Origin of the sequence: Paraburkholderia sp. WC7.3g (assembly GCF_050436345.1) — a bacterium.
GTDB lineage: Bacteria > Pseudomonadota > Gammaproteobacteria > Burkholderiales > Burkholderiaceae > Paraburkholderia > Paraburkholderia podalyriae.
On sequence record NZ_JBNDMA010000001.1, the window covers coordinates 2,195,398 to 2,221,695 of the forward strand.

20 protein-coding genes are annotated in these 26,298 nt (G+C 64.8%); 15 read left to right on the forward strand and 5 right to left on the reverse strand.

From position 1 onward, the window contains the following. Positions 1-128 precede the first annotated feature (128 nt). Complete coding sequence (locus OKW43_RS10150; protein ID WP_187634146.1) at positions 129-581, forward strand: PA2169 family four-helix-bundle protein; 453 nt, start codon at positions 129-131, stop codon at positions 579-581. A gap of 89 nt (positions 582-670) precedes the next feature. On the opposite strand, the gene OKW43_RS10155 is transcribed toward OKW43_RS10150, so the two are convergent. Beyond that, positions 671-1,009 carry a BON domain-containing protein gene (locus tag OKW43_RS10155; protein ID WP_187634147.1) on the reverse strand — a complete coding sequence of 113 codons (339 nt, stop codon included), beginning with the start codon at positions 1,007-1,009 and terminating at the stop codon, positions 671-673. Positions 1,010-1,516: 507 nt separating this feature from the next. Between OKW43_RS10155 and OKW43_RS10160 the strand changes: the two genes are divergently transcribed. Both OKW43_RS10160 and OKW43_RS10165 read left to right on the forward strand, forming a co-directional pair. Beyond that, positions 1,517-2,998: an RNA polymerase factor sigma-54 gene (locus OKW43_RS10160; protein ID WP_429446963.1), complete on the forward strand. Its 1,482-nt coding sequence runs from the start codon at positions 1,517-1,519 to the stop codon at positions 2,996-2,998. 215 nt (positions 2,999-3,213) lie between these two features. Then, entirely contained in the window at positions 3,214-4,389 is a 1,176-nt protein-coding gene (locus OKW43_RS10165; RefSeq protein ID WP_187634149.1) for a pyridoxal phosphate-dependent aminotransferase, read from the forward strand. Between the two features lie 74 nt (positions 4,390-4,463). On the opposite strand, the gene OKW43_RS10170 is transcribed toward OKW43_RS10165, so the two are convergent. Further along, positions 4,464-5,453, reverse strand: a complete 990-nt coding sequence (locus OKW43_RS10170; RefSeq protein WP_429446965.1) for a ferritin-like domain-containing protein — start codon at positions 5,451-5,453, stop codon at positions 4,464-4,466. A 215-nt stretch (positions 5,454-5,668) separates the two neighbouring features. On the opposite strand from OKW43_RS10170, the gene OKW43_RS10175 reads away from it, so the two are divergent. The 7 genes from OKW43_RS10175 to OKW43_RS10205 all read left to right on the forward strand — a co-directional run bounded on the left by OKW43_RS10175 (position 5,669) and on the right by OKW43_RS10205 (position 15,282). Continuing rightward, the gene (locus tag OKW43_RS10175; RefSeq protein WP_429446967.1) at positions 5,669-7,483 is read left to right on the forward strand and encodes a S10 family peptidase; all 1,815 of its coding nucleotides are present in this window, start codon (positions 5,669-5,671) and stop codon (positions 7,481-7,483) included. Between the two features lie 94 nt (positions 7,484-7,577). Continuing rightward, a complete protein-coding gene (locus OKW43_RS10180) occupies positions 7,578-8,324 on the forward strand; it encodes a FadR/GntR family transcriptional regulator (protein WP_187634151.1) in 747 nt (248 codons plus the stop codon). 146 nt (positions 8,325-8,470) lie between these two features. Then, complete coding sequence (locus OKW43_RS10185) at positions 8,471-9,214, forward strand: (Fe-S)-binding protein (protein WP_429446969.1); 744 nt, start codon at positions 8,471-8,473, stop codon at positions 9,212-9,214. After that, positions 9,211-10,614, forward strand: a complete 1,404-nt coding sequence (locus OKW43_RS10190; RefSeq protein ID WP_429446971.1) for a lactate utilization protein B — start codon at positions 9,211-9,213, stop codon at positions 10,612-10,614. Before OKW43_RS10185 ends, OKW43_RS10190 begins: the two co-directional genes overlap by 4 nt. After that, positions 10,601-11,185, forward strand: coding sequence for a LutC/YkgG family protein (locus tag OKW43_RS10195; RefSeq protein ID WP_429446973.1), 585 nt, complete (start codon positions 10,601-10,603; stop codon positions 11,183-11,185). Before OKW43_RS10190 ends, OKW43_RS10195 begins: the two co-directional genes overlap by 14 nt. A gap of 69 nt (positions 11,186-11,254) precedes the next feature. Beyond that, positions 11,255-13,024, forward strand: coding sequence for a VRR-NUC domain-containing protein (locus tag OKW43_RS10200; RefSeq protein WP_429446975.1), 1,770 nt, complete (start codon positions 11,255-11,257; stop codon positions 13,022-13,024). Continuing rightward, on the forward strand, positions 13,021-15,282 hold the full coding sequence (locus tag OKW43_RS10205; protein ID WP_429446977.1) for an ATP-dependent DNA helicase: 2,262 nt from the start codon (positions 13,021-13,023) through the stop codon (positions 15,280-15,282). Before OKW43_RS10200 ends, OKW43_RS10205 begins: the two co-directional genes overlap by 4 nt. Positions 15,283-15,328: 46 nt before the next feature. On the opposite strand, the gene OKW43_RS10210 is transcribed toward OKW43_RS10205, so the two are convergent. Next, positions 15,329-17,911: a mechanosensitive ion channel domain-containing protein gene (locus OKW43_RS10210; protein ID WP_429446979.1), complete on the reverse strand. Its 2,583-nt coding sequence runs from the start codon at positions 17,909-17,911 to the stop codon at positions 15,329-15,331. Positions 17,912-18,283: 372 nt separating this feature from the next. Beyond that, positions 18,284-19,723: a sigma 54-interacting transcriptional regulator gene (locus tag OKW43_RS10215; protein ID WP_429446981.1), complete on the reverse strand. Its 1,440-nt coding sequence runs from the start codon at positions 19,721-19,723 to the stop codon at positions 18,284-18,286. 1,329 nt (positions 19,724-21,052) lie between these two features. Here OKW43_RS10215 and OKW43_RS10220 point away from each other — a divergent pair. The 5 genes from OKW43_RS10220 to OKW43_RS10240 all read left to right on the forward strand — a co-directional run bounded on the left by OKW43_RS10220 (position 21,053) and on the right by OKW43_RS10240 (position 25,715). After that, complete coding sequence (locus OKW43_RS10220) at positions 21,053-21,346, forward strand: hypothetical protein (protein WP_187634279.1); 294 nt, start codon at positions 21,053-21,055, stop codon at positions 21,344-21,346. Beyond that, on the forward strand, positions 21,312-22,514 hold the full coding sequence (locus OKW43_RS10225; RefSeq protein WP_429446984.1) for an AAA family ATPase: 1,203 nt from the start codon (positions 21,312-21,314) through the stop codon (positions 22,512-22,514). The genes OKW43_RS10220 and OKW43_RS10225 overlap by 35 nt, the downstream gene beginning before the upstream one ends. A 180-nt stretch (positions 22,515-22,694) precedes the next feature. After that, complete coding sequence (locus OKW43_RS10230) at positions 22,695-24,134, forward strand: nicotinate phosphoribosyltransferase (protein ID WP_429447388.1); 1,440 nt, start codon at positions 22,695-22,697, stop codon at positions 24,132-24,134. A gap of 141 nt (positions 24,135-24,275) precedes the next feature. Beyond that, on the forward strand, positions 24,276-24,755 hold the full coding sequence (locus OKW43_RS10235; protein WP_429446986.1) for a nuclear transport factor 2 family protein: 480 nt from the start codon (positions 24,276-24,278) through the stop codon (positions 24,753-24,755). Between the two features lie 99 nt (positions 24,756-24,854). After that, positions 24,855-25,715 carry a 2OG-Fe(II) oxygenase gene (locus tag OKW43_RS10240; RefSeq protein ID WP_429446988.1) on the forward strand — a complete coding sequence of 287 codons (861 nt, stop codon included), beginning with the start codon at positions 24,855-24,857 and terminating at the stop codon, positions 25,713-25,715. 283 nt (positions 25,716-25,998) lie between these two features. On the opposite strand, the gene OKW43_RS10245 is transcribed toward OKW43_RS10240, so the two are convergent. Beyond that, positions 25,999-26,292: a contact-dependent growth inhibition system immunity protein gene (locus tag OKW43_RS10245; protein WP_187634162.1), complete on the reverse strand. Its 294-nt coding sequence runs from the start codon at positions 26,290-26,292 to the stop codon at positions 25,999-26,001. Positions 26,293-26,298 lie beyond the last annotated feature (6 nt).

Here is a 26,298-nt window from a genome sequence, read left to right on the forward strand (position 1 = left end):
ATGACGCCGGGCACGCGTGATGCGTGCATCCAAATGCAGCCCGCCGCGCGTTGGATCGACCCATCGCGACACAAACAAAAACCCCACGCGGCGGATTCCGCGAGGAACGAAACCCTTGGAGGTATTGAATGGCTACCAACGTTGTTTCCGTGTTGAATGACCTGGTCGAAACGTCGAAAGATGGCGAAAAGGGCTTTTTGAAGGCCGCCGAGGATGCGCACGACGAACAGCTGAAAACACTGTTCCGCGACAGTGCCGAAAACTGCTCGCGCGGCGCGCGTGAGTTGCAGGATGCCGTTCAGACACTGGGCGGCAAGCCCGAAAACCACGGCAGCATGACCGGTGCGCTGCATCGCGGCTGGGTCGACGTGAGATCGGCGGTGGCGGATCGCAGCGACCATGCGATTCTCGCCGAGTGCGAAAAAGGCGAAGACGTCGCGAAGAAACGCTATCACGACGCGCTCGAAAAGGATTTGCCAGCCGACGTGCGGGAGATCGTCGAGCGGCAGTACCATGGCCTTCTGCAGACGCATGATCGCGTGCGCGATCTGCGCGACCAGTACGCGGCGATGAAGCGTTGATCGACGCGTCGGTGCAATAGAAAGAGCCGGCGATGCCGGCTCTCTTTCGTTCCACTGAGCAAAATCGGCGCGAACCGCTTGCGCGGGTATCAGTCTGCCGCGACCTTCAGATGGTTCTTCACGCTGGTCACGCCCTTGACGTTCTGCACGACATCTTCGGCGGCGGATTTTTCGTCGGCCGAAGGCACCGAACCGGTGAGCCACACCACGCCCTTGTGGGTCTTCACGTGGATATGCGTCGATTTGACGTTCTTCGCGGCAAGCAGATCGGCCTTGACCTTGGTCGTGATGGTGCCGTCGTCGATATGCTGGCCCACGCTCTCCGACGCCGCGGGCGGGGCCGAAGCGCTGGTCTGCGCGTTCGCGTTCAGCGCGAACGCGGCGATGGCGATGCTGCCGGCGGTCTTCAGAAGCTGGATGGTTTTCATGGTTCTCTCCTTCAGGTGTTGATGAAAATGGCGGTCTTGTTGCCGGTGGCCGATCGCGGCCGATGCCGCTGATGACACACGTGGGGCGCCGCTACGGTACCGTCAGGGGCCCGTTTCTCGACACCGGAGGCCGTGCTCGCAGCGGCGCTTGATCGGCGCATTTTTGCGAAGGGCGGCATCCGTCCACACGCCACCGTTTCGCAAGCACCGTGCCCGCCTTCTCGGCGCCACCCCATGCTGCTCGCAAAGGCCGCGTCCACCGGGACTTTTCGACTGACGAATCGGGCCGCGGCGCGGCCATGTGCGAGGCGGCCTGAGATGTGAAGAAAGGGACGGGAAATTGCCTGCCGTTTGTAAAAACCGACATTCGCGGTCCCGGCAATTCGTGCGTCTGAATAAACAAAGCACAATCAAAACAGCGTGTTGCGCGAACTGGTACGGACGTTGCGTTGAAGAGCGAACTCTGCTCTTTGAGTCCTTGGTTACCAACGAACGGGATCTACTCCAATGCCTTCAATCGAACTACGTACAAGGCAGTCTCTGGCACTGACGCCTCGTCTTCAGCAGTCGGTGCGGCTCTTGCAGTTGTCGGCTCTCGAGTTCCAGCAGGAATTGCGCACGGCGCTCGATACCAATCCGTTCCTCGAATACGACGCATCCGAAGCGGAGGACGTCGCGCTCGCCGGCACGACGCCGGTTGAAGACGCCAGCGCGCCGCCCGCCGCCGATGGGCTTGCCGCCACCGAGCCCGACGGATTGCCGGTGGAAAGCGCCGGTAGCGACACGCTCGAAAGCGCGGGCCAGGACGACATGCCCGCCGACTTCTCCGGCGACTATGGTTCGCGCAACTCGACGCGCCAGAACGGCGACTCGGACGGCAGCGACCCAGCCGATTGGGCTCGCTCTCAACCCACGCTGCGCGAGCAGCTGCACGACGCGTTGCGCCTGTACCGGCTCGATGACCGCGATCGCGCGGTGGCGCGCTTCATCATCGAGGCGCTCGATGACGACGGCTATCTGCGGCAATCGCTCGCCGACCTGGCCGATAGCGTCGATCTCGAACCCGAGCTGACCGAGGAAGAACTGCTGGTGGCGTTGCGCCTCGTGCAGTCGCTCGATCGTCCGGGGCTCGGCGCGCGTTCGCTGTCGGAATGCCTCGCCCTGCAGATCACGGCGCTACCCGCCAATACGCCGGGGCGCGACGTCGCGCGGCAGATCGCCGAGCATCATCTGGAACGTCTCGCGCGCCGCGAGCAGGCCGAGTTACAAAAGCAGATCGGCTGCAGCGCGGAGGAATTGCGCGTGGCCTGCGCGCTGGTGCGCAAGCTCGATCCGAAGCCGGGCAATTGCTACGGCCGCGCCGAGGATAACTATGTGGTGCCCGACGTGATCGTGCGTCAGGCGCGCAACAAGTGGGTCGTGTCGATCAATCCGGCGGTGCAGCCGCGGGCGCGAATCCATCGCATGTACGCGCAGCTTTTCGCGCAGTCGGCCGGCGCGAGCCGTTCGCCGCTCGCGCAGCAGTTGCAGGAGGCGCGTTGGCTGATCCGTAACGCGCAGCAGCGTTTCGATACGATTCAGCGGGTTGCCGAATGCATCGTCGCGCATCAGAAGGCCTTCTTCCTATATGGCGAGATCGCGCTGAAACCGATGGTGCTGCGCGACGTGGCCGACGAACTCGGCCTGCACGAATCGACGATCTCGCGCGCGACGGGCAACAAATATATGGCGACCCCGCGCGGCATCTTCGAGTTCAAGCATTTCTTCCCGCGCGAGCTCGGCACCGAAAGCGGCGGCACCTGCTCGGCCGCCGCAGTGCGCGCGCTGCTCAAGGAGATGATCGCCGCGGAGAACACGCACGACCCGCTGTCGGATGTGACGCTCGCGAGGATGCTGGCGGATCAGGGCGTGCTGGTCGCGCGGCGCACGGTGGCGAAATACCGGCATTTAATGAAGGTGCCACCGGCGGAACTGCGCCGGCAGCTTTGACGCGCCGAAGTTTTAGCGGGGGTTTGAAACAAGGCAGTCGTTCGGACAGCAGTACATCGAGCAGTACATTGCGCATAGGGTCATGTGAGATTGTCATCTCGCATGACCCTTTTTCGTATCTGGACGTTTCGTCGGCGTGCCATTACATTGGCGGGTCGAATCGAAAGAGATCAGCGGAACGGTTCGGCACAACAGCACAACAACGGGTGAGCGCAATGAAGTATTCGAATCTGGTCGAGCGACTGCAAGGGCGGCGCACGTCGGCGTGGGAAATTCATCGCGTCGCGCAGCAGGCGGCCGCCAACGGTGAAGACGTGATCGTGCTGAGCGTCGGCGATCCCGAATTCTCGACGCCCGCGCCGATCGTCGAGCGCGCCATCGACGCGTTGCGCGCCGGCGACACGCACTATACGGCGATGGCCGGTCGCGAGCCGCTGCGCGCGGCGATCGCCGCGGAGCACGCGCGCACGACGGGCTGCGAGGTGAGCGCCGCCAACGTGGTGTTGACCGCCGGCGCGCAAAACGGCGTGTTCGCGGTGTCGCTGTGCCTGCTGGAAGCCGGCGACGAAGTGATCGTTCCCGAACCGATGTATCTGACCTACGAGGCCTGCGTGCGCGCAGCGGGCGCGACGCTCGTCGCGGTGCCGGTCGACCCGGTGCGTGCGTTTCACGTCGACTGCGACGCGCTCGAAGCGGCGATCACGCCGCGCACGAAAGCGATCTTCTTCGCGACGCCGTGCAATCCGACGGGCGTGGTGATGCGGCGCGCCGACCTCGAACGCATCGCGCGGCTCGCGTGTGAGAACGACCTGTGGGTGCTGTCCGACGAGGTCTATGCGGAACTCACGTTCGAGCGCGACCACGTGAGCATTGCGTCGCTGCCCGGCATGGCCGCGCGCACGGTCACGCTCGGCAGTCTGTCGAAGTCGCATGCGATGGCGGGCTGGCGCGTCGGCTGGGCAATCGGGCCTGCGGCGCTGATCGAGCACATGGCGCGGCTCGCGCTCGCGATGCTGTATGGCCTGCCGGGTTTCATCCAGCAGGCCGCGTTGACGGCTTTGGAGAACCGGGCGGACATCGTCGCCGATATTCGCGAGATCTACCGGCGTCGGCGCGACGTCGTATTCGAGCGCTTGCATCGCGTGCCGGGCTTGCGGTGCCTGTTGCCCGAAGCCGGCATGTTCGTGATGGTCGACGTCAGCGGGACCGGGCTCGATACGGTTGAGTTCACGTGGCAGCTGTTTCGTGCGCAAGGCGTGGCCGTGCTCGACGCGAGTGCGTTCGGGGAGACCGCGAAGGGATTCGTCAGGCTGGGGCTGGTGGTGGGCGAGGATCGGTTGATCGAGGCGTGCGACAGGATCGCGATGTTTGTGGAAGGGGTGAGGCGCTGACTCGACCGTCAATCGGCGATTCGCAATGCCCGAATGCTGAGTCGCGCGGGCAGCGCGCGTGCTCGCGGCGCGTCTTACTTCTTGTTGCGCACGAACTTCAAGCCGAAGCGCACCAGCCACGGCATCGTTTCGGGCCGCAACAACCGTGGGTCATAGCCGGCGAATCGCCGTTCGTTTTCCTCGAGACACAGTTGCATCAATTCGGGCACGCTGATATCGACATTCGTCACCGATTGCGCGCCGTTTACCGTGAAATTGTTGTCGTGCTCGTGAACGTTGCCGTCGGCATCCATCGCACGGGCGAGCCCGATACGCTCCCAAATGAGAAACGCCCACACGCCCGCCACCTTGATCTCGAAGCGGACGCGCTGCCACCATGAAAGCTGCGCGCGATGCCATGCGACCCAGTTCGCGAATAGCAGAATATGGCGGCACTCTTCCTGCATCACCGGCTCGAAAGTCTCGGTCAGTTCCGGCGGGAACAGGCCCGAACGCCGCGCTACTTCGAACAGGCCGAAGGCGAAGAAGCTGTCGATACATTCGCTATAGCCGGTCACGAGGTAAGCCCGTTCCGTGTCTTGCGGATAGACGTAGCGCGGCTCGCTCGCGAGCGCGATGCCATACGCGTGCACCATGCGCGACAGCACTTCCTTATGGCGGTTTTCTTCCCACGCGTTCAGCGCGAGCGCGTCGCGCAAGTCCGGGGTGTCGAGCGTCGCCGCATAGGCGGCCATGCGCAGGCGCGCCCTGCCTTCGGTCTGCACGGCGATGTCCCAGATCGGCAGCTCGACGATGCGCTTGAGCGTCGCGGCTTCGAGCGGCGGCCATGCGAGTACGGACGGGCGATACGGATTGAAGGTCTCGCGAAACATGCGGCACATTTCACGCCGATGCACGTCGGAGCCGGGCGGCAGCGGGCCGCTGACGGTGCTTGTCCAGTGGCGCATCGCGTGGTCGGCGGCGTCGAGGGTCGAGGGGTCCGGCTGTTCGTGCGGCAGTTGGGGCGCGCGAAAGCCGGGGATCAGCGCGGCAGCGTCGAATGCATCCAGTACCAGTTGGTCCATTGGGTATTCTCGACAAGGCGACGAAGGTTCTGTCGATTCTGCCATGACTGCGCAGGTGCACGCCACGACGAGGGAAAAGCGCTTCGTCATGTTGGGCGTGCGAGGATGCGGAAGGTTGACGCCGCGCAATCTTGCGTCAAGAATCGAGCGCCGGGTTTGCCGTCGAATCCGGCTAGCCGGATTCCAGCGTGTTTCGACTCCTCGTGGACAACTTCATGATGCTTCGTTGCTTCCCTTCGTTGCGCCGCTTGCTGACGGCGGGATTACCAGCCGCCGCGCTGACGATGACGCTTTCTGTCGTCAGCGCGGTGCCGTTCGGTGAACGGTGCATCGCAGCCGAGCAGTCCGATGCGTCGAGCGGCGCGCAAAGCACGGAAACGGGGGACAGCGCGGACGCCGCCGCATCCGCGCCCAACGCGCCAGGCCAGGGGCCAGAGGCGAACGCAGCGCCGGTCGGCGATGTGCGCGAGCCGCACGCGACGGCGGCGCGTCCGAATGGCGAGCCGCGCAAGCGGACGGCTTCGCGTGGCGATACGCAGGCTGCAACGGATGCACCGGCCTCGGCCGACGCGACAGCCAGGCCACGCAACGATAAGGCGTCGACGCCCGCGATCCCGGTGCCGCCTGAAACCACGAGCGTCACCACGCATTCGCTTCGCGTGGACGGCCGCAAGCTCGACTACACCGCGAGCGCCGGCAATCTGTTGCTGCACGACAAGACCGGCGCGGCCAACGCGAGCGTGTTCTATGTCGCTTACACGGTGCCCACGAAAACGCCAGCGACGCGTCCGATCACCTTTCTGTTCAACGGCGGCCCAGGCGCCGGCAGCGTGTTCCTGATGATGGGCTCGGTCGGGCCGAAGCGGGTGCGCACCGCGAGCCCCGCGAGCACGCCGCCCGCGCCGTATTCGCTCGCCGACAACCCCGACACCCTGCTCGACACCAGCGACCTCGTGTTCATCGACGCGGTCGGCGCCGGCCTGTCGAGACCGGTCGGGCATGGCGCGGGCAAGGACTTCTGGGGCGTCGATCAGGACGTCAGTGCGTTTGCGCAATTCATCGACCGTTATCTGACGGTGAATCAGCGCTGGAATTCGCCGAAGTACCTGCTTGGCGAATCGTATGGCACCGCGCGCGCCGCGATGCTCGCTTATCGGTTGGGGCAGAACAATATCGCGCTGAACGGCGTGATCCTGCTGTCGTCGGTACTCAATTCCGCGGCGTTCTCGCCGGGTACCGATTTCAAGAGCGAGAGTTATCTGCCGAGTTTCGCGGCGATCGCTTGGTATCACGACAAGGTCACGCCAAAGCCCGCGAGCCTAGCGGCCTTTCTCGACGAAGCGCGCGCGTTCGCTCGCGGACCCTATGCGCAGGCGCTCGAACAAGGCGACGCGCTGCCCGACGACCAGCGCGACGCAATCGCCGCGCGCGTCGCGTACTTCACCGGACTCGACGCGGGCTTCGTCAGGCGCAACCGACTGCGTCTTTATCCGTCGCGTTTTCGAAACGAGCTGCTGCGCAACGAGTCGCGCAGCGTGGGCCGCTACGATGCGCGTTTCGAAGGCCTGAATCACGACGATGCATCGGAGGACCCCGACTTCGATGCGTCGGTGAGCAGCGTATCGAATGCGTTCAATGCGGCGCTTCATCAGCACCTGGCGGAAGACCTGCACTACACGCCAACCGATCGTTACCTGGTGTTCAGCGACGACGCATTGAAGCAATGGGACTGGAAACATCGCGAATGGTGGGGCGAGCGGCTGCAGCTCCCCTACGCGGGCGGCGATCTGGCCGAAGCGATGCGGCAGAACCCGCAGTTGCGGGTGCTGTCGCTGAACGGCTACTTCGATCTGGCTACCCCGTTCTTCGCGACCGAATACGCGCTCGCTCATCTCGGCCTCGATCGGCCGCTGCGCGAGAACGTGCGCATCGCCTACTATCCGACCGGCCACATGGTCTATCTCGACGATGCCGCGCTGCACGCGATGAAGCGCGATCTGGTGAGTTTTTATACGTCGCAGCCGCGTTGAGATCGGCCAATCGGCGCATGCCGTGCAACGGTATAATTCCAGGCATCGTGGAGTCGCCGCGCGCTCCGTCAACCGGCTTCATCGTTTGCCGCTCATGCCATTCACACCGATTCCGTCCTTCGCGCGTAAGCGCATTTCCGACGTGGTGTCCGACCAGATCAAGCAACTGATCTCGGAGGGCACGTTGATGCCCGGCGACCGGCTGCCGGCCGAGCGCGATCTCGCGGCGCAGCTGGGCGTGTCGCGGCCGTCGCTGCGCGAGGCGCTGATCCGGCTGGAGGCGGACGGTTACATCGAAACGTCGGGGCGCGGGGGCTTCACGGTGGTCGACGTGACCGCGCCGATCATCTCGAAGCCGCTTGCCGAACTGCTGCTGCAAAATCCGCGTACCAGTGCCGACATTCTGGAGTTGCGCCAGGGGCTCGAAGCGATTTCAACCGTCTATGCCGCGCAGCGCGCCACCGCCACGGACCTGAAGAAAATCCGCGCCGCGTTCGAGGCGTTGAAAGCCGCGTCGTTGTCGCACGATCGCGCGAATCTCGCCGAACTCGATGCCGCATTCCATCTCGCGATCGCCGATTCCACGCACAACGTCGCGTTGGCGCATGTGATGCACGGCATTCATACGCTGATTCGGGAGGGCATGCGCCAGTATCATCGGTTGATCGATTACGACGACGCGATGGAAAAGCAGTTGATGAGCCAGCACCAGGCGATTTACGACGCCGTCGTCGCACGCGATGCGCCCAAAGCGCGCAAAGCGGCCGAGCGGCATCTGGCCTTCGTGCGCGAGATTTATCAGGACGATGCGACGAAGCCGTCGGCCGCCGTGATTTCCTGATTTCCCCGATTTCGAGGCCCGCGCTGGCCGAATTGACACCGCCAACGGACTTTTCTATAGTCTTGGTCAGACCAACATGACCAAGGCGGCCAGACGGGCCACCTCGGTCGACCAACATCGTCCCCGCCGCTTTTCCCCGAGAGCCTATGAAAGTCGCGCTGTTTATCCCGTGCTTTATCGACGCGTTCTATCCCGAGGTCGGTATCGCGACGCTCGAACTGCTCGAACGTTTCGGCATCGAGGTCGACTATCCGCAGCAGCAGACCTGCTGCGGCCAGCCGATGGCCAATAGCGGCGCGCATGCGGACGCCGCCGCGACCGAGCGGCTGTTCGCGCGCAACTTCGCGGGCTATGACTACATCGTCGGGCCGTCCGCGAGCTGCATTCATCATGTGCGCGAGCATCTGAGCGCACTCGAGCAGACCGATGAAGTGAAGAAACTGCGCGCGAGCGCTTACGAACTGGTCGAGTTTCTGCACGACGTGATCGGCGCGCGCGAATTCCCGTGGGCCGAGTTTCCGCATCGCGTCGGTCTGCATACCAGTTGCAGCGCGCTGCGTCATCTGAGGCAAGCGTCCGTGTCGGAGATCGCCGGCAAGCCGTTTTCGAAGCCGCGCGCGTTGCTCGACGGCGTGAAGGGCATCGAGTTCGTGAAGCCCGCGAGGCCCGACGAATGCTGCGGTTTTGGCGGCACGTTCTCGGTGACCGAAGAGGCGGTGTCGGTGCGCATGGGACAGGACAAGGTGCGCGACCATCTGAATGCGGGTGCCGAGTACATCGTCTCGGGCGACATGTCGTGTCTGATGCACCAGCAGGGTTGCGCCGAACGCATGAAGGCCGACGCGCACTTTATCCATATTGCGCAGGTTCTCAATGGAGCGCGCTCATGAGCCGTGGCGATTACCGTGTCGATCACGCCAAAGCGGCGGGTTCTTTCATCGGCCAGACCGAACACGTCGCGTTTCACGACAAGCGTCTGTGGGACCTGCGCGAGAAGCGGGATGCGCAGGCGCACGGCATTGCCGAATGGGAAACGCTGCGCTCGCTGGCGTCGGGCATCAAGGAGCACACGCTGTCGCATCTGGCCGACTACCTCGAGCAGTTTGCGGCGGCGGCCGAGGCCAATGGCGTGGTCGTGCATTGGGCGGCCAACGCGCAAGAGCACAACGCCACCGTTCACCAACTGATGTCCGAGCGCGGCATGACGACGCTGGTGAAGAGCAAGTCGATGCTGACCGACGAATGCCGGATGCGCGAGTATCTCGAACCGCGCGGCATTACCGTGATGGAGACGGACCTCGGCGAGCGCATCCAGCAGCTCGATCATCAGGACCCGAGTCATATGGTCGTGCCGGCCGTGCACAAGCTGCGCGCGGACGTGGCCGAGCTGTTCGGCCGCTCCATCGGCACCGATCCGACGAATAGCGACATTCACTATCTCGCCGAAAGTCAGCGCATGAACACACGGCCGTATTTCGTGCGCGAGAAAACGGCTGGTATGACCGGCTGCAATTTCGCGGTGGCGGAAACCGGCACGGTCGTCGTCTGCACGAATGAAGGCAATGCGGATTTGTCCGCGAACGTGCCGCCGCTGCATATCGCGTCGATCGGAATCGAGAAGCTGATACCGAAGGTGTCGGATCTTGGCGTGTTCGTCCGCATGCTGTCGCGCAGCGCATTGGGTTCGCCGATCACACAGTACACGTCGCATTTCCGTGCGCCGCGGCCGGGCACCGAGATGCATTTCATCCTCGTCGATCATGGCCGCTCCGAACGGCTCGCGATGGCGGACTTCTGGTACTCGCTCAAATGTATTCGCTGCGGCGCGTGCATGAATACATGTCCGGTCTATCGACGCAGCGGCGGCCTCTCTTATGGCGGCACCTATTCGGGGCCGATCGGCGCGATCATCAATCCGACTTTCGATCTGAAACGCTATAGCGCGTTGCCGTTCGCGTCGACACTCAATGGCAGTTGCACGAACGTGTGTCCCGTGAAGATCAATATTCACGAGCAGATCTATCAATGGCGCGCGGTGATCGCCGAGCAACACGAAGTGCCGTTCGTGAAACAGGAGGTGTTGAAGATGGCGGGGCGTCTGCTATCGAGTCCGACCTTGTATCGCGCGACGGTGTCGTCGATGGGCAGCGCGTTGCGGCGGCTGCCGAATTTCGTGCTGTACAACCCTCTGAATATCTGGGGCCGGCAGCGCGAATTGCCGGAAGCGCCGAAGATGACCTTTCACGCGTGGTACAGAAAGAATCGCGGAGGCGGCGATGATAACGCGTGAGGCTTTTCTCGCCAAAGTGCGTGCCGCGCAGCCGGCTGCGCGGCCGCGTCCCGACGTGCCGTTGTTCGATGCGGTTGGCGGCGATCTGCGGGCGCGATTCACGGCGGCGTTGCAAACGATGGGTGGCACGTGCGTCGAAGCGCCGAGCGCGAGCGGCGTCAGCGATCTGATTCGCGAGCGTTTCGGCGCGGCGGCGTCGATCGCATCGGCGAGCCCGGAAGTGCCGGGCACGCGGGCGATCGGCGCGGATATCGAGCCCGCATCGCTGCAGGACGTGGACGTCGGCGTGGTGCGGGCACGCTTTGGCGTCGCCGAAACCGGCTCGGTGTGGTTCAGCGAGCGCGAATACGTGGTCAATGCATTGGGCTACCTCGTCCAGCATCTGGTCGTGCTGCTCGATCCGTCGCAATTGCTCGATGGACTGCAAGACGTCTATCGTCGCGACGATTTCCGCAGCGCGCGTTATGCGGCGCTGGTGACGGGACCGTCGGCCACCGCCGACATCGAGGGCGTACTGATTCGCGGCGCACAGGGCGTGCGTTCGCTGACGGTCGTGTGGCTCGGGGGCTGATGCGTGGCGGTTGTCGCGCCGGACTTTGCTATCATCACTGTATAAACATACAGGTTCTGCAAAAACGCCGTGGCAACCGATGCTCGCTCAGAGCGCCGCTCTGAGGTCCCTTATTACCTGCTGAATTTCGAGCGCGCGCTTGCGTGGCTGGCCGCGCGTTACGACGACCTGCTCGACGACGAAGAGCACGCTTTTCTGCAGACTTTCGCGACGTTGCCACAGGCATCGCGTGCGTTGCTGGTGCGCATGCTGATGCGCAAGGGCATGCTGTTTCGCGCGAGCCGCCTCGTTTATGACGAAATCGGCTGCCCATTGCGGGCGGTGCTGCCGATGGCGGCGCATCGCTGGATCGACACCGAACCGGCTTTGTCTGTCGACGATCTATTCGCGCTCAGCACGCGTGCGCAATTGCTGGACATATTCGCCGAAGCGATCGCGCGGATTCCCGGCGCGAAGGCGTTGCGCAAAGCGGATCTGCTCGAAACGCTGCGCGCGTTTTACCAAACTGCCAGCGGCGACGCGCATGCGAACCCCTCGCGTCCGCTTTCGGCATGGCATGGCGCCACGACGGACCGCGTGCTGCACGTCGCGATCGCGCCGTTGTGCGATCGCTTGCGCCTGATGTTCTTCGGCAATCTGCATCAGGACTGGTCGGAGTTCGTGCTCGCCGATCTTGGCGTGTTCCAGTACGAAAAGGTCGCGTTCGGGACTTCGTCGCGCGCGTTCCAGCAGCGCGCCGACGTGGACGTATATCTCGCGCTGCACGCGTGCCGCGAAGCGCTCGAATGGCTACCGGTCGACCACGACGTCTCCGTACTGCACGAACTGATCGCGACCGTCCGCTCGATCGACACCGCGAATGCGTGGCTCGAAATGCGTCGCGCAAAACTGCTGTTCCGGATCGGCCGGGATTGCGAGCGGCGTGCGCAGTGGGACTCCGCGCTCGCGGTATACGAAGCGTGCGCGTGGCCCGACGCGCGTCATCGACGCATGCGCGTGCTCGAGCGCAGCGAGCGCTACGGCGAAGCGCTCGCGCTGGCCTCGCAGGCCGATGTCGCGCCCGGGAGCGAGGAAGAGGCGCAGCGCGTCGCCCGGATGTTGCCGCGCTTGCGGCGCAAATGCGGCGTGCCGGTGCCGCGCGCGCCAGCGGCGCGGACTGTCGAGCGCGGCACGCTGGTGCTAGCGAAGCCTGATACGCCGGTGGCCGTCGAATACGTGGTGCGCGATCATTTGAGCAGCGACGCGGCGCCGGTGCATTACGTCGAGAACGCGCTGATCAATTCGCTGTTCGGCCTGCTGTGCTGGGAGCCGGTGTTCGCGGCGCTGCCCGGCGCGTTTTTTCATCCGTTCCAACGCGAACCGGCCGATCTGCACGCGCCGGATTTTCACGCGCGTCGCGCGACGCAGTTCGCCGCCTGCTTCGCGCAGCTCGATAGCGGCGCGTATCGAGAGACGATTCTGCGGCATCTGCGCGACAAGGCCGGCATGCAATCGCCGTTCGTGTTCTGGGGACTGCTGACGCCCGAACTCGTCGCGCTCGCGCTCGACTGTCTGCCCGCCGCGCATCTGAAGCTGTGGTTCGAACGCTTGCTGCGTGACATTCGCGGCAATCGTTCGGGCTTGCCCGACCTGATCCGGTTCTGGCCGGCCGAGCGTCGCTATGAATTGATCGAAGTGAAAGGCCCCGGCGATCGTCTGCAGGACAACCAGGTTCGTTGGCTCGCGTACTGCGTGCAGCACGGCATGCCGGTCCGCGTGGTCGATGTCCGATGGGCCGGGCAGGAGCCGCAGAGCGAAGCCGATGTCGCGACGCCAGCCGCCGCGGAGCGCGTTGCATGAGCTACGTCGTGGCCGTCCGCGCGATGTGCGAATTCACCGCGCGGCGCGGCGATCTCGATCTGCGCTTCACGCCCGCGCCGACTTCGCTCGAAGGCATTGCAGGCCATCAGATGGTTGCCGGCCGTCGCGCAAGCGGCTATGAAACCGAGCTTACGCTGACGGGCACCCATCGCAGCTTGACCGTGCGTGGCCGCGCGGACGGCTATGATCCCATCGCGAACCGGCTCGAAGAAGTGAAGACGTATCGCGGCGATCTCGCGCGCATGCCCGCGAATCATCGCGTGCTGCATTGGGCGCAGGCGCTCGTGTATGGGCATCTGTTGTGCCGGGCGCGCGGGCTCGCCGAGTTGACGGTCGCGCTCGTGTACTTCGATGTCGGCAGTCAGAAGGAAACCGTGCTGACGCAGCAGCACAGCGCGCGCGAACTCGAAATCTGCTTTATCGAGCAGTGCGAGCGGTTTCTTGATTGGGCCGTGCAGGAAGATGCGCATCGCGTCGCGCGCAATGCGGCGCTCGTCACGTTGCAGTTTCCGTATGGGCAGTTTCGCCGCGGGCAGCGCGAGCTCGCGGTGGCCGTGTATCGCGCGGCACGTGACGGCAAGCGGTTGATGGCGCAGGCGCCGACCGGCATCGGTAAGACGCTGGCGACGATTTTTCCGTTGCTGAAGGCTTGCGGCGAGGACCGGCTCGATCGCGTGTTCTTTCTGACCGCGAAGACACCGGGCCGCGCGCTTGCGCTCGATGCGATCGACTCGCTGCACCACCGGGCACTGTTGCCGCTCAGAACGCTCGAACTCGTCGCGCGCGACAAAGCCTGCGAGCACCCGGACAAAGCCTGCAACGGCGAATCCTGTCCGCTCGCGCGCGGCTTTTACGATCGTCTCGATGCGGCGCGTGCCGCCGCGCTGGCAAGCCCGCGGCTCGATCGTGCGGCGGTGCGCGAGGCCGCGCTCGCGCACGACATCTGCCCGTACTACCTGGCGCAGGAGCTCGCGCGCTGGGCCGATGTGATCGTTGGCGATTACAACTACTACTACGACGCGAGCGCGATGCTGCATGCGCTCACGCAGATCAACCAGTGGCGCGTCGGCGTGCTGGTCGACGAAGCGCATAACCTGCTCGAACGCGCGCGCCGCATGTATACCGCGTCGCTCGATCAAAGCGCGTTCCGGCTCGCGCGCAACAGTGCGCCGGCGGCGTTGAAGAGGCCGCTCGAACGCTTGCAGCGCGAGTGGAACGCGGTGAAGCGCGCGCAGACGGCCAGCTATCAGGTGTATGCGGAGGTGCCCGGCAAACTGCTGTCCGCCGCGCAGAACCTGATTGGCACGGTAACGGATCAGCTCGCCGACGCGCCGTTGTCGATCGACGAACACGCGCTGCGCGTTTTCTTCGACGCGATGCACTTCGTCGCGCTCGCCGAGCAGTTCGGCGAGCACTCGATGTTCGACGTGACATTGAGCGCCGACCGCTACGCGTCGCGCGACAAAACCAGCGCATCGCTGTGCGTACGCAACGTGATCCCCGCACCGTTCCTCGCGCCGCGCTATGCGGCCGCGCGGACCACGGTGATGTTCTCCGGCACGCTGAACCCGCAGCATTTCTATCGCGACACACTGGGGCTCGCCGACGACACGCAATGGCTCGACGTGGAAGGGCCGTTTCGCGCGGAACAATTGCAGGTGCACGTGGCCGCGCATGTATCGACGCGCTGGCGCGACCGCGAGCGCTCGCTCGCGCCGATCGTCGAGCTGATCGCGAAGCAGTACGACGCGCAGCCCGGCAATTACCTGGGTTTTCTGAGCAGCTTCGACTATCTGCAACGCGTGGTCGCGCTGCTGCGCGAGCGGCATCCCGGCTTGCCGGTGTGGGCGCAGCAGCCCGGCATGGACGAAGCCGCGCGCGATGCGTTTCTCGCTCGCTTCAGGACGATGAATCAGGGTATCGGCTTCGCGGTGCTCGGCGGCGCGTTTTCCGAGGGTGTCGATCTGACCGGCCAGCAACTGATCGGCGCGTTCGTCGCGACACTCGGTCTGCCGCAGATCAACGACGTCAACGAGCAGATGCGCCGCGCGCTCGACGCGCGTTTCGGCAATGGCTACGACTACATGTACCTGTATCCGGGATTGCAGAAAGTCGTGCAGGCCGCGGGGCGCGTGATTCGGACCGAAGAGGACCGCGGCGTCGTGCATCTGATCGACGACCGCTTTCGCAGGCCGGAAGTGCGGCGCCTTTTGCCGCGCTGGTGGCAGGTTCGCTAGCGCTGCGCCGCGCGAGCGAACGCTCACGCGCGCGGCGCTCGGCGCATCACGCGTGCGGCGAGGCCGCGCCAGGATTGCCGGGCGTGCCGGGGCCGCCCGCTGGGCTCGAATCGACCGGAATCTGATCGTCGAGCGGCGCGTCACCCTTATGCGGAGCGTGGTCGTCCCGCGCGGCGTCGCCGTCCGGATGGTCACCGTGGCGTGCGCGAGGCATGGCTGTATCGACCCTGGCCTTGCTCGCCGGGTCCCACGTGAGCAGATGACGCTGCGGATTCGCGATCTCGATGCCGAGTTCGCTGAAGCGTTCGAGGATGCGCCGGTTGAATTCGCGCTGGACGCCCCAGCGCGACGTATCGCGGCATTGCATCTGGCCGGCCAGCGTGATCGCCGAACCGTCGACTGCATCGACGCCCCAGAACGAGAAGTCCGACAGGATGCCGCTGTTGAAGTTGTCGTCCGCGCGCAGCGATGCGCCGATGTCCTTCAGCGTGCCGATCGCGCGCTCGACGTCCTGGCCGAACACGATGTTCACGCGCACCGCCGCATTGCCGATGCCGCGATTCGTATTGTTCACGGTCGACACGGAGCTGAACGGCACCGTAAACAGCGAGCCGTCGCTGCCGCGCAGCCGCACGGTGCGAATCGACAGATATTCGACGGTGCCCGACACGCCCGCGAGCGTGACCCAGTCGCCGACCTGCATCGCGTTCTCCATCAGCAGGAAGATGCCGGTGATGAAGTCCTGCACGAGCTTCTGCGAGCCGAAGCCGAGCGCGACGCCGAAGATGCTCGCGCCCGCGAGCAGCGGGCCGATGTTCACGCCGAGCTGGCTCAGCCCGGTCAGCACGACGATGAGCGCGATGACGCAGAACAGCGCGCTGCGCAGCATCGGCATCAAGGTGCGCAGGCGCGCGGCGCGCACCAGATCGCCGCTGCTCGTCCAGTTATCGAGGCGACGTTCGGCCGACACGTTGACGACCTCCCACACCACTAGCGCGATGATCGCGGCGACGGCGATCGTCGCGAGCGCCGATGCGAGCCGGTGGCCGATCGTGCCGCTGCGGAACAGATCGATGACGTCGACGCCCCACGCCTGCAACAGCACCAGCGCGGTGACGCTGCCGATGATCCAGCCGATCACGCGCCGCAGTGCCGGATAGTATCGGTAGGCGTGCTCATGCACGAGCGAGCGTGACGCATCGTCCTGCACATGGAAGATGCGCGCGAGCGCGCCGAAGATCACGATCGACACGAGCCGTGCGCCGATCAGTATCGCGAGCGTCATGCCGCCGATATTCACGAGCGCGTGATAGCCGTTCCGTACGTCGAAGGCCCAGACGAACCATAGGCCCATCACGATGACCACGGTCACCACGGCCCACGCGTCCGCGAACGCGTTGCCGAACATCTCCAACGACTCGTGAGCGGCGAAGCGATTGCGGATCCGGTTGGCGACCGGTTTCGCGCAGCGCAGCACGAGGATCGAGATCATCACGTGACCGGCAAGCGCGATCACTTTCAGCATCGCGAGATGCGCGGCGTCGTTCATGCCAAGCGCCTGCGCGACTTCGGCGAACGCGAGGCCGGCACCGACCACGCTGACGATCCGCACGATCCAGCCGAGCACGAACGCGGCCCACGCATCGCCCATGCGCAGTAGCCGCAGACGCGGAGCGCTCGGCTGCAGGAAGAACGCGCCGACGATTACGACGCAGCGGCATGCCACATACACGTCGATTAGCGAATCGAGCGCGCGATCCTGCGGCGTGCCGTTGTCGGTGAAGATCGACATCAGCGCGCTCGCCGCGCCGACGAACACCGCGATCGGTACGAGCCGCACCAGCGTGATCAGCAACGCGCGCGGCAGACGTTGCAGCAGCGTCCAGTGGAGCGTCGCGTTGCGCTTGCCTTCAGCTTCGATTGCGCGGCCTTTCTGGGATGATGTCGCGTACGACGCGGCCGGCCCAGTCGCGACGGCTTGCGCCTCCGCCTCCAGCGCTGGCGGCACCGACGACGCCGCAGGCAGCGGCGCGTCGTCGTTGTCGTCCTGCAGCGCGGCTTCGCGGCGCGCGGCGATCGCCCGATAGATGCGCCGCAGCAGCCGCCGCGCCAGCCATTCGAGGACCAGAGCGGGGATCAGCGCCGCCAGCAGCGACCACAGCACCTTGAATAGCACCGCGCGCGCGTGCGGGTTCGCAAACTGCCAGTTCCACCATGCGCGCACGGACGCGACGTCGAGCAGCGCGATGATCGAGCCGCGCAGCGAAATCGCGAACTGGCCCGCGTAATGCGCGCCCTCGCGCGCGAGCTGCGAGACGAGGCCATTGGATTTGAGCGCGGCCGGCACGAGCGAGGCTGCGCCGCTTGCGGCGGCCGGCGCAGACGCTTCGGCCGGCGCGGAAGCGGGCGGCGCGCTCAACGCGCCGGCCGCGGCGATCGCGTGCAGGGTATCGGCGACTTGCGCGCGACGTTTCGGATCGTTCAGGACGGCGAGCGCGTCGCGGGCCTGCTGAGGCGTCAGGGTGACGGCGGCGGGGGTGGCTTGGGCGGGCTGCGCCGCGGCGGCGAAGGCGGGCGCCGCGCCGGCGAGCAGAAAAATGAAAAAACAGAGACTCAGAAATTTTTGCATAGGGTGTAAAGCGGGATGAAGCCGGTGCGGACGATTGTGCCGGAACGTGGGGCCTGTTTCAGCGGGGCGGCCCGGGACCAGCACGGGCCGGCCGGCCGAAGTTCCTGCGGCGGAGGCCCGCGGGACGGGCGAAAGGGCCGCGAGGACGGCACCGGCCGGGCGTGGCGTTGACGTGACAGGATAGCCGATGCTGGCTGGCAGGTCTGTCGAAGGTAGCAGAAAGCTCGCCCGGCGGCCCGCTTCCCGGGTGGAAATGCCGGCTGCGGCGCGCGACGTCCCGGACGACTACGCCAGGTGCGGGCAGGCGCGATCAGCCGGCGATGATCAATCGCCGTCATCGTGAGCTGCTAAGCGCCCACTACAAAGAAACGCTCAAATCCCCGCTGACGCCACTGACGGGGTCTGCCGCCCGGCTTCGTCGTCGACATCGGGGCCACCGCTAGCGCCGCGTCCGGCCGGCTCCTGATGCAGCCGGTTCGCGTGCATCAGCCGATACAGCGTTGCGCGCGAAATGCCGAGTTCGGCCGCCGCGTCGGACAGCTTGTAGCCGTGCCGCAGCAACGCGCTTTCGATCGCATTCTTTTCCGCTTTGCTCCGAATTTCCGCGAGCGTGACCGCCGGGCCATTATCGGCCTCGGGCAAGCCGAGGTCGCTCGCGGTGATGAAGCGGCCCTCGCTCATCACGACCGCGCGGCGCACGCAGTTGATCAGCTCGCGCACGTTGCCCGGCCATGGATAGTTCGACATCGCGACGATCGCGTCGCTCGACAGCCCGCGCAGTTTGCGCGCGCCGTCCTGCTTGTACATGCTGAGCGCGTAATTGGCGAGCAGCTTGATGTCGCCGCCGCGCTCGCGCAGTGGCGGCTCGACGAGGGGCAGCACGCACAGCCGGTGGTAGAGGTCGGAGCGGAAGCGTCCGTCTTCGACGGCGCGCTCCAGATCGACGTGGGTCGCCGAGATCACGCGCACGTCGACGCTGATCGGACCGTTGCCGCCGAGCCGCTCGATCGTGCCTTCCTGCAGAAAGCGCAGTAGCACCGCCTGGCATTCGTGCGGCATGTCGCCGATTTCGTCGAGAAACAGCGTGCCTTCATGCGCGCTCTCGATGCGACCGATCTTGCGTTGCAGCGCGCCGGTAAACGCGCCGCGCTCGTGGCCGAACAGTTCGGCTTGCAACAGGCTTGGCGGAATCGCCGCGCAATTGATCGCGACGAATGTGCGGTCCGCGCGCGGCGAGCGGTCGTGAATAGCACGGGCGGTCAGCTCCTTGCCGGTGCCCGATTCGCCCGCGATGAACACCGGCGCGTCGGTCACGCCACATTTGTCGATACGCCGGTAGAGCTGCTGCATCGGCTCGCATTGTCCGACCATGCCGTGGCGGCCGAGCGACGGCTCCGGCGCGACGCGCGGCTGACGCAGGCTCGACAGTCCGTGCGCGTGGCCGAGCGCGAACACGAGCCGCTCGTTGAGCCACGGCTGCGTGACGAAGTCGAAGCAGTAATCGAGGATGAAACGGCTGACCAGCTCGTTGCCGGCCTGGCCCGGCACGATCTGCGCGACCCAGTTGGTTTCGACGCGGCGCATGCACAGCGCGAACGCGGACAATTGCTGCGACGTGCAATTTTCGGGCAATTGAACGAGACCGACCTTGATGTCGCCGCGTTCGATCATGCGTTCCGCGACGGCCGTGCTTTTTGCGTGCACGGCTTGCCATCCCGACGCGGCCAGAAACTCGACGAGTTTCTGGTCGGGCGCGTTCGCCACGTATAGAACCGTGCGTTCCATGTCGGCCGGCGTGCAAGTCGTAGTCATGGTGCTCCCCCGTTCGATCCTCAGGACTGCTGTGCCACGTAGTGAATTCAGGCGGCCAGTTGCTGCACTCCGGCTGCGACGCATCGACGGCAGCAGCAGTCACGAACAAGTGACACGCTGTAAGCGCGGCGCAAACCGCAACGCGCTGCATGACGGACCGATTCATGCAATGCCGGCGACCTGTCGTTCATTGCTGAAACTGCCTGGCGACTTTATCCCCGAATCGTGAAAACCACTTGCGACGTGGCTTGCCTCGTCGACCCGATACAAACGCTCTGATTGGCGTATTGCCTAAAGATAAGCGAAAGCGCCTGAAAGTGCCAGACAAAGAAACATGGACCATAAATGCGTGTTGGTTTTTCGGATTAGCACGAATCGCTAATCAAATAGCGGTCAAGCCCGCTTATGCGAGCCATCGCACATAGCGTAGCAATTGACTGGGCATTAAGGCGTGACAAAAACAGACGAGGCGCGTGCGGCCATGTTTCACATTTGCGACAGATTGGACGGCGCCTGTCGAATGCGCTTTGCCGCGCCGGGCGGGGCGCTTCTACGACCTGGGCGAGCGGCGAAGTCGCGTGCGGCCGGCACCGCGGCCTGCCTGCGGGCCGGCGAGACGGGCCGGAGCGCGCGTTTTGCGGCCAGCGCGCGGCGATTTGGCGTATCAGAAACGAATCAATCCGCGCCGCGCCAAAAATCGGGCAGGTTCGCGCCGCATCGAAAAGCGAATCGCTTTCACGGTGGCGTGAAGCATTGGCGGGCTCCTTACCGATTGGAACGCGTGTTGGCATAACCGTTGCAATAAGGTCTGACAGAAAAATGTTTTGCCGCCAGGTCGACGGTACGGGAAAACCGGAATAAAAAAGACCGGCGGTAAACAGGTCACTCGCAGGCACGGTCGGGGAAGCGATCAGGTGTTTGCGGGAGCGCGGCGGGGCCTTATTAAATACGTCAGAAAAACCGGTGAGTGGCGGACCGGCATAGCAGCCATTCGAAACCGGACGACAAAAGGGCATCGACTTCGCCGTTTTTCCTTTTCGACTTTTTGTCCTAACGACGCGAAAAGGATGGCGATAACGACAGGCAACGCGCTGGCAACGTTCGCGAGCGACGCGCCGAAAAGGGAAGGGGCAGCGCCGGATCAGGACCGGCCGGCGCGATGAGGCGGGGAGAGAGGCCATAAGTCTCCACAGAGAGACGAATGTACGAGGCGAACCAGGAGCCGTGTCCGTGGGTTGGCATGGGCACGGCGACCTGGCCCAATGGCCGGGGGCGTTGTCCACAAAACGACGCGGCCAGGCGCAAATCCGATCGACATCGGGGGCTGTCATGAAACCACAATTGATTCGCAGGCCGGCCGCTTCGCACGGAACGGGGCTCACTGACCGGCAGTATGTTGCGGCGCCGCGCGCGCGTTTTTTCCTGCGGGCGGGCTCGTCGGTCGATCTGCTGACGCTGGTCGTTGCCGAGGCCCTTAAGCGCCGCGCGGATAACACCGTTTGCCGGCTCATGGTTTTCACGGAGGCGCGCCGAACAGACGCCTGGAACAAAAACCCGCGCATGACGCGCCAAGCGCCGCAGAGCTGCCATGATCGAGATCTTCCTGATTGCCGCCAGCATTGAGACCGCGCAACGCATCGTCTTGCGGCTAGAAGAGAGCGGCGTGCATTACCGGCTGCACACCGTGTACGGTTCGGCCCGGCAACTGCCGATGCACGCGCGCACGATCCGCGAGGCAGACCTGCTGATCGTCGACGACGCCAATCTGAACGTCCGCGGACTCGACGGCATCGAGGAAACGCTCGCCTGCGCGCCGACGCTCCATTGCATGCTGGTGACGCCGACACCGTCCACCGCGCTGATCGGTGCGGCGCGTCGCGTCGGCGTGCGGCATGTGCTGTCGTGGCCGCTCGATCGTCATGCCGTCGCCGACGCGCTCGCGCAGATCGAAGTGCAGCCCCGCGAGCCTGAGCGGCGCGGCGCGCGCGTGGTGGCGCTGGCGTCGAGCAAGGGCGGCAGCGGCACGACGCTGATCGCGGTCAACCTCGCGTGCGCGCTCGCCGCGCAGCGCGAGCGGCGCGTGCTGCTGATCGACCTGGGCCAGCAATTCGCCGACGCGAGCCTGCTGATGGCGAACCGGCCGCCGCCGATGACGCTCGCCGATCTGTGCTCGCACAACGGGCAACTCGACGCTGCCCTGTTCGATGCGTGCAAGATGCACGTGCGCCCGAACCTCGATCTGCTCGCTGGCGCCGGCGATCCATTGAAGGCTGCCGAACTGCTGCCGGCGCAACTCGAGCGGATTCTGACGCTGGTGCGCGAGCGCTACGATGCGGTACTGATCGACGTCGGCCCGAGCCTGAATCCGTTGACGATCCGCGCGCTCGCGCATAGCGACGCCATCTGCATGGTGGTGCGGCAGAACCCGCTGTATCTGCATGGCGCGCGCCGCATGCTCGAGATTTTTCGCGAACTGGGGCATCCGGCCGGCAAGGTGCGGGTCATCGTCAACCAGTACGACAAGAACGCGCAGATCAATCTGCCGATGCTCGAACGCACGCTCGGCGCGAAGGTCGCGCATCAATTGCCGCGCGACGACCAGCACGTCAACGACGCGCTGAGCCGGGGCGTGCCGCTCGTCACGTGTGCACGCGACAGCGGGTTCGCTCAAGGCATCGTGCTGCTCGCGAACATGCTGTGGCCGGCGGGTGCCGAGCGCCGCAGGAGCATGCTCGGCCGGCTGCGCGCGACGTGGCCGAATGTACCGCCGCAATTGAAGCCTGGGGTCTAGTCCGTCCGCTTGCCGGCAAGCGCCTGCGTATTCTGCGCGACCGGAGTAAGGTGAAGTTTCGGGGGACTCCCGGGCTGCTTGACGGCGCAGAGTACCGCGACGTCAGAGGTTCGAAAGCGTCGGGCAGGCTCGCGCCGTCCGGTCACTCTAGCGAGAAATCACGTGAGCGCACCACCGTCCATGCAAAGCGCGCAAGGTTTCAGCGACCTCGCGTCGATCCTGGCCAATCCGATTCTGAACACGGATTCGTACAAGGCATCGCACTTTCTGCAATATCCACCCGACGCGTCGGCGATGTTCTCGTACATCGAATCGCGCGGCGGACGTTACGAGCGCACGCTGTTCTTCGGCTTGCAGATGTTGCTGAAAGAGTACCTGTGCCGGCCGATCACCGGCGCGATGATCGATCAGGCCGGCGCCTTCTTCAGCGCGCACGGCGAGCCGTTCAACGAAGCGGGCTGGCGCTACGTCGTGCAGCACTACGGCGGCTATCTGCCGGTGCGGATTCGCGCGGTGGCCGAAGGCTCGGTCGTGCCGACGCACAACGTGCTGGTCACCGTCGAATGCGACGACCCCTACGTGTTCTGGCTCGCGTCGTATCTGGAGACGATGCTGATGCGCGTGTGGTATCCGATCACGGTCGCGACACAAAGCTGGCATCTGCGCCAGACGATCCGCACGTATCTGCTGAAAAGCAGCGACGACCTCTCGCAGTTGCCGTTCAAGCTGCACGATTTCGGCGCGCGTGGCGTATCGAGCGCGGAGTCGGCGGCGATCGGCGGCGCGGCGCATCTCGTCAGCTTCATGGGCTCCGATACGGTGCTTGGCGTGCTTGCGGCCAATCACTACTACCACGACAACATGGCCGCGTTTTCGGTGCCGGCGGCCGAGCACAGCACGATCACGGCGTGGGGCCGTGAGCGCGAATTCGACGCGTATCGCAACATGATCGCGCGCTTCGGTCGGCCGGGCGCAATCGTTTCGGTGGTGTCCGATTCCTATGACCTGTTCGCCGCGCTGAACGCATGGGGCGGCGAGCTGAAGCAGGCTGTGCTCGATTCCGGCGGCACGCTCGTGATTCGCCCGGACTCCGGCGATCCGTGCACGATCGTGCTGTACACACTGCGCTCGCTGGAGGCGTCGTTCGGATCGAAGACGAACAGCAAGGGGCGGCGCGTGCTCGACCATGTGCGCGTGATTCAAGGCGACGAAACGAACCCGGATTCGATCGTGGCGATTCTCGCCGCGATGGACGAGGCCGGCTTCGCCGCCGACAACATCGTGTTCGGCATGGGCGGCGCGCTGCTGCAGCGGATCAATCGCGATACGCAGCGCTTCGCGATGAAGTGCTCGGCGATCCGCCTAGACGACACGTGGCACGATGTATCGAAGGATCCGGTCACGGATCACAGCAAGCGCTCGATGAAAGGCCGGCTCACGTTGCTGCGCCATCGCCGTACCGGCGAGTACCGGACGGTCAGGTTGCCGATCGTGTGGGACGAGCGCACCGTGGCGGGCGAGTGGGACGAAGCGCTCGAGACGGTGTTCGACGCGGGCCGCTTGATGGTGGATACGTCGCTGGCCGAGGTTCGCGGCCGGGCTTATGCGGACGAGGTTTGATTCACTTGTCCTCGCGTGGGTCCCCATCCGCGTCGTTTTCCTATATCGTGTGCGCGATGCCCGCCGCCTGCCGCGCGCGGGCTGTTTTTCCGGAGCGCGTGCACGGCACGGCGCGCTCCCGCAATGCACGACACGACATCAATGAGCCATCCCAATACCGAGCTGATCGAACGTTTCTACACTGCCTTCCAGCAACGCGACGCCGAGACCATGGTCGCCTGTTATGCCGACGACGTCGTCTTCAGCGATCCCGCCTTCGGCGAGCTGGTCGGCGACGAAGTGCGCGACATGTGGCGCATGCTCGTCAAGCACGCGCAGGACTTCACGCTGAGCTTCAGCGACATCCAGGCGGACTACCGCACCGGCCGCGCGCAGTGGGTCGCGCGCTACCGTTTCGTGCAGACCGGGCGCGACGTGGTGAACCGGATCGACGCGCGCTTCGTGTTCCGCGACGGGCTCATCGTCGAGCATCGCGACCGCTTCGATTTGTGGCTGTGGATGCGGCAGGCGATGGGCGTGCGCGGCACGCTGTTCGGCTGGTCGCCGTTCGTGCAGCGGATGCTCAGGCAGCAGGCACGCCGGGGTCTGCTGCACTACCGCGGGCAGTTGAAGCGCGACTAGGCGCAAGCGGGCGCCGCGCCCGTCGCGCCCGTTCAGCTTGCTATGATCGAAGTCGGACGGTGCCCGCACTGCTTGCCGGGCCGCCGCACAGGAAGCGCTATGCGAGTCGTCAATGCCGCCTGGCAAGAATGGCTGAGCAGCAATGTCGCGCGTGGCTGCACGCCGGGCTCGATGATCGACGCGATGGTACAGGCCGGCTTTGCCGACGACGACGCGCGCGTCGCCGTTCACCACGCGTTCGATCGGCGCCCGGCCGACCCCGCCACGACGGCCACTGTCGCCGATCCCGTCAGTGAGCCGTATCGATACGACCCGATGCCGGTCGCGCGCGGCAACCTGATCCGCGCCGACGAGCGCGACGTGCGCGTGCTGCTGCGCTGTGAGCGCCCGCAGCTAGTCGTGTTCGCCGACCTGCTGTCGGCCGGCGAATGTAGTGAGCTGATCGAGCGCTCGCGGCATCGACTGAAGCGCTCGACGACGGTCGATCCGCTTACCGGCAACGAGGACGTGATCCGCAATCGCACCAGTGAAGGCGTCTGGTATCGGCGCGGCGAGGACGAGTTGATCGCGCGGGTCGAGCGGCGCATCGCGAGCCTGACGAACTGGCCGCTCGAAAACGGCGAAGGCCTGCAGGTGCTGCATTACGACACGAGCGGCGAGTACAGCCCGCATTTCGACTATTTCCCGCCCGATCAGCCGGGCGGCGCGGTGCACACCGCGCAGGGCGGCCAGCGTGTCGCGACGCTGATCATCTACCTGAACGACGTCGCCGATGGCGGCGAGACGGTGTTTCCCGCGGCGGGCCTGTCGGTCGCGGCGCGCGCGGGTGGCGCAGTGTATTTCCGCTACATGGACGGCCAGCGCCAGCTCGATCCGTTGACCCTGCACGGCGGTGCGCGTGTGCTGGCCGGCGACAAGTGGATCATGACCAGGTGGATGCGTGAGCGCGCGTACGGCTGAGGCGGCGTCGAAGCTCGACGCAACCACGCCCGCCGATTGCGCAGACGTGTTGCGGCCTATCTGGCTTGAGAAGCCAGAGCCCGCGAGCCGCAGCCGCCAGCGCATGCCTTCGCCGCCTGCTTCGGAAGGATGTGATCGACCATGCTAACCGGGTTCGCCGCCATATGGCCGTGTGCCCACGCCCATGCACGACGGCGGGCCGTCGGTGGCTGTTGACGGTCGTAAACGCGAAAAGGCGCGCGACAATGGCGGGACTTCTTTTTAACCCGTCCTGAGCAATTGCCTACTCACTCAGTAGCCGTTTTACTTCATCAAGGAAGGAAGCCGTCGTGTAGCCCCACAAAACTGGATCGAACTGGCGGCCAAACCGCTCTTTAAACTCTGAGTCCAGCGTCTCTGGATAGTCGGCTTCGAATGAATTGATGTCAGATATGAGCGCGTCAATGTCACTCCTTGACATTTTCTCGGTGTAGGAAGAAACGAGTTCTTCTACTGAGTTTCCGAACAGGTCAAAATCTTCGTGGAAACGAGAACGGATCAGCCCCGTCAGATCGCCATATTTCTCATTGTCGGCCATACGATA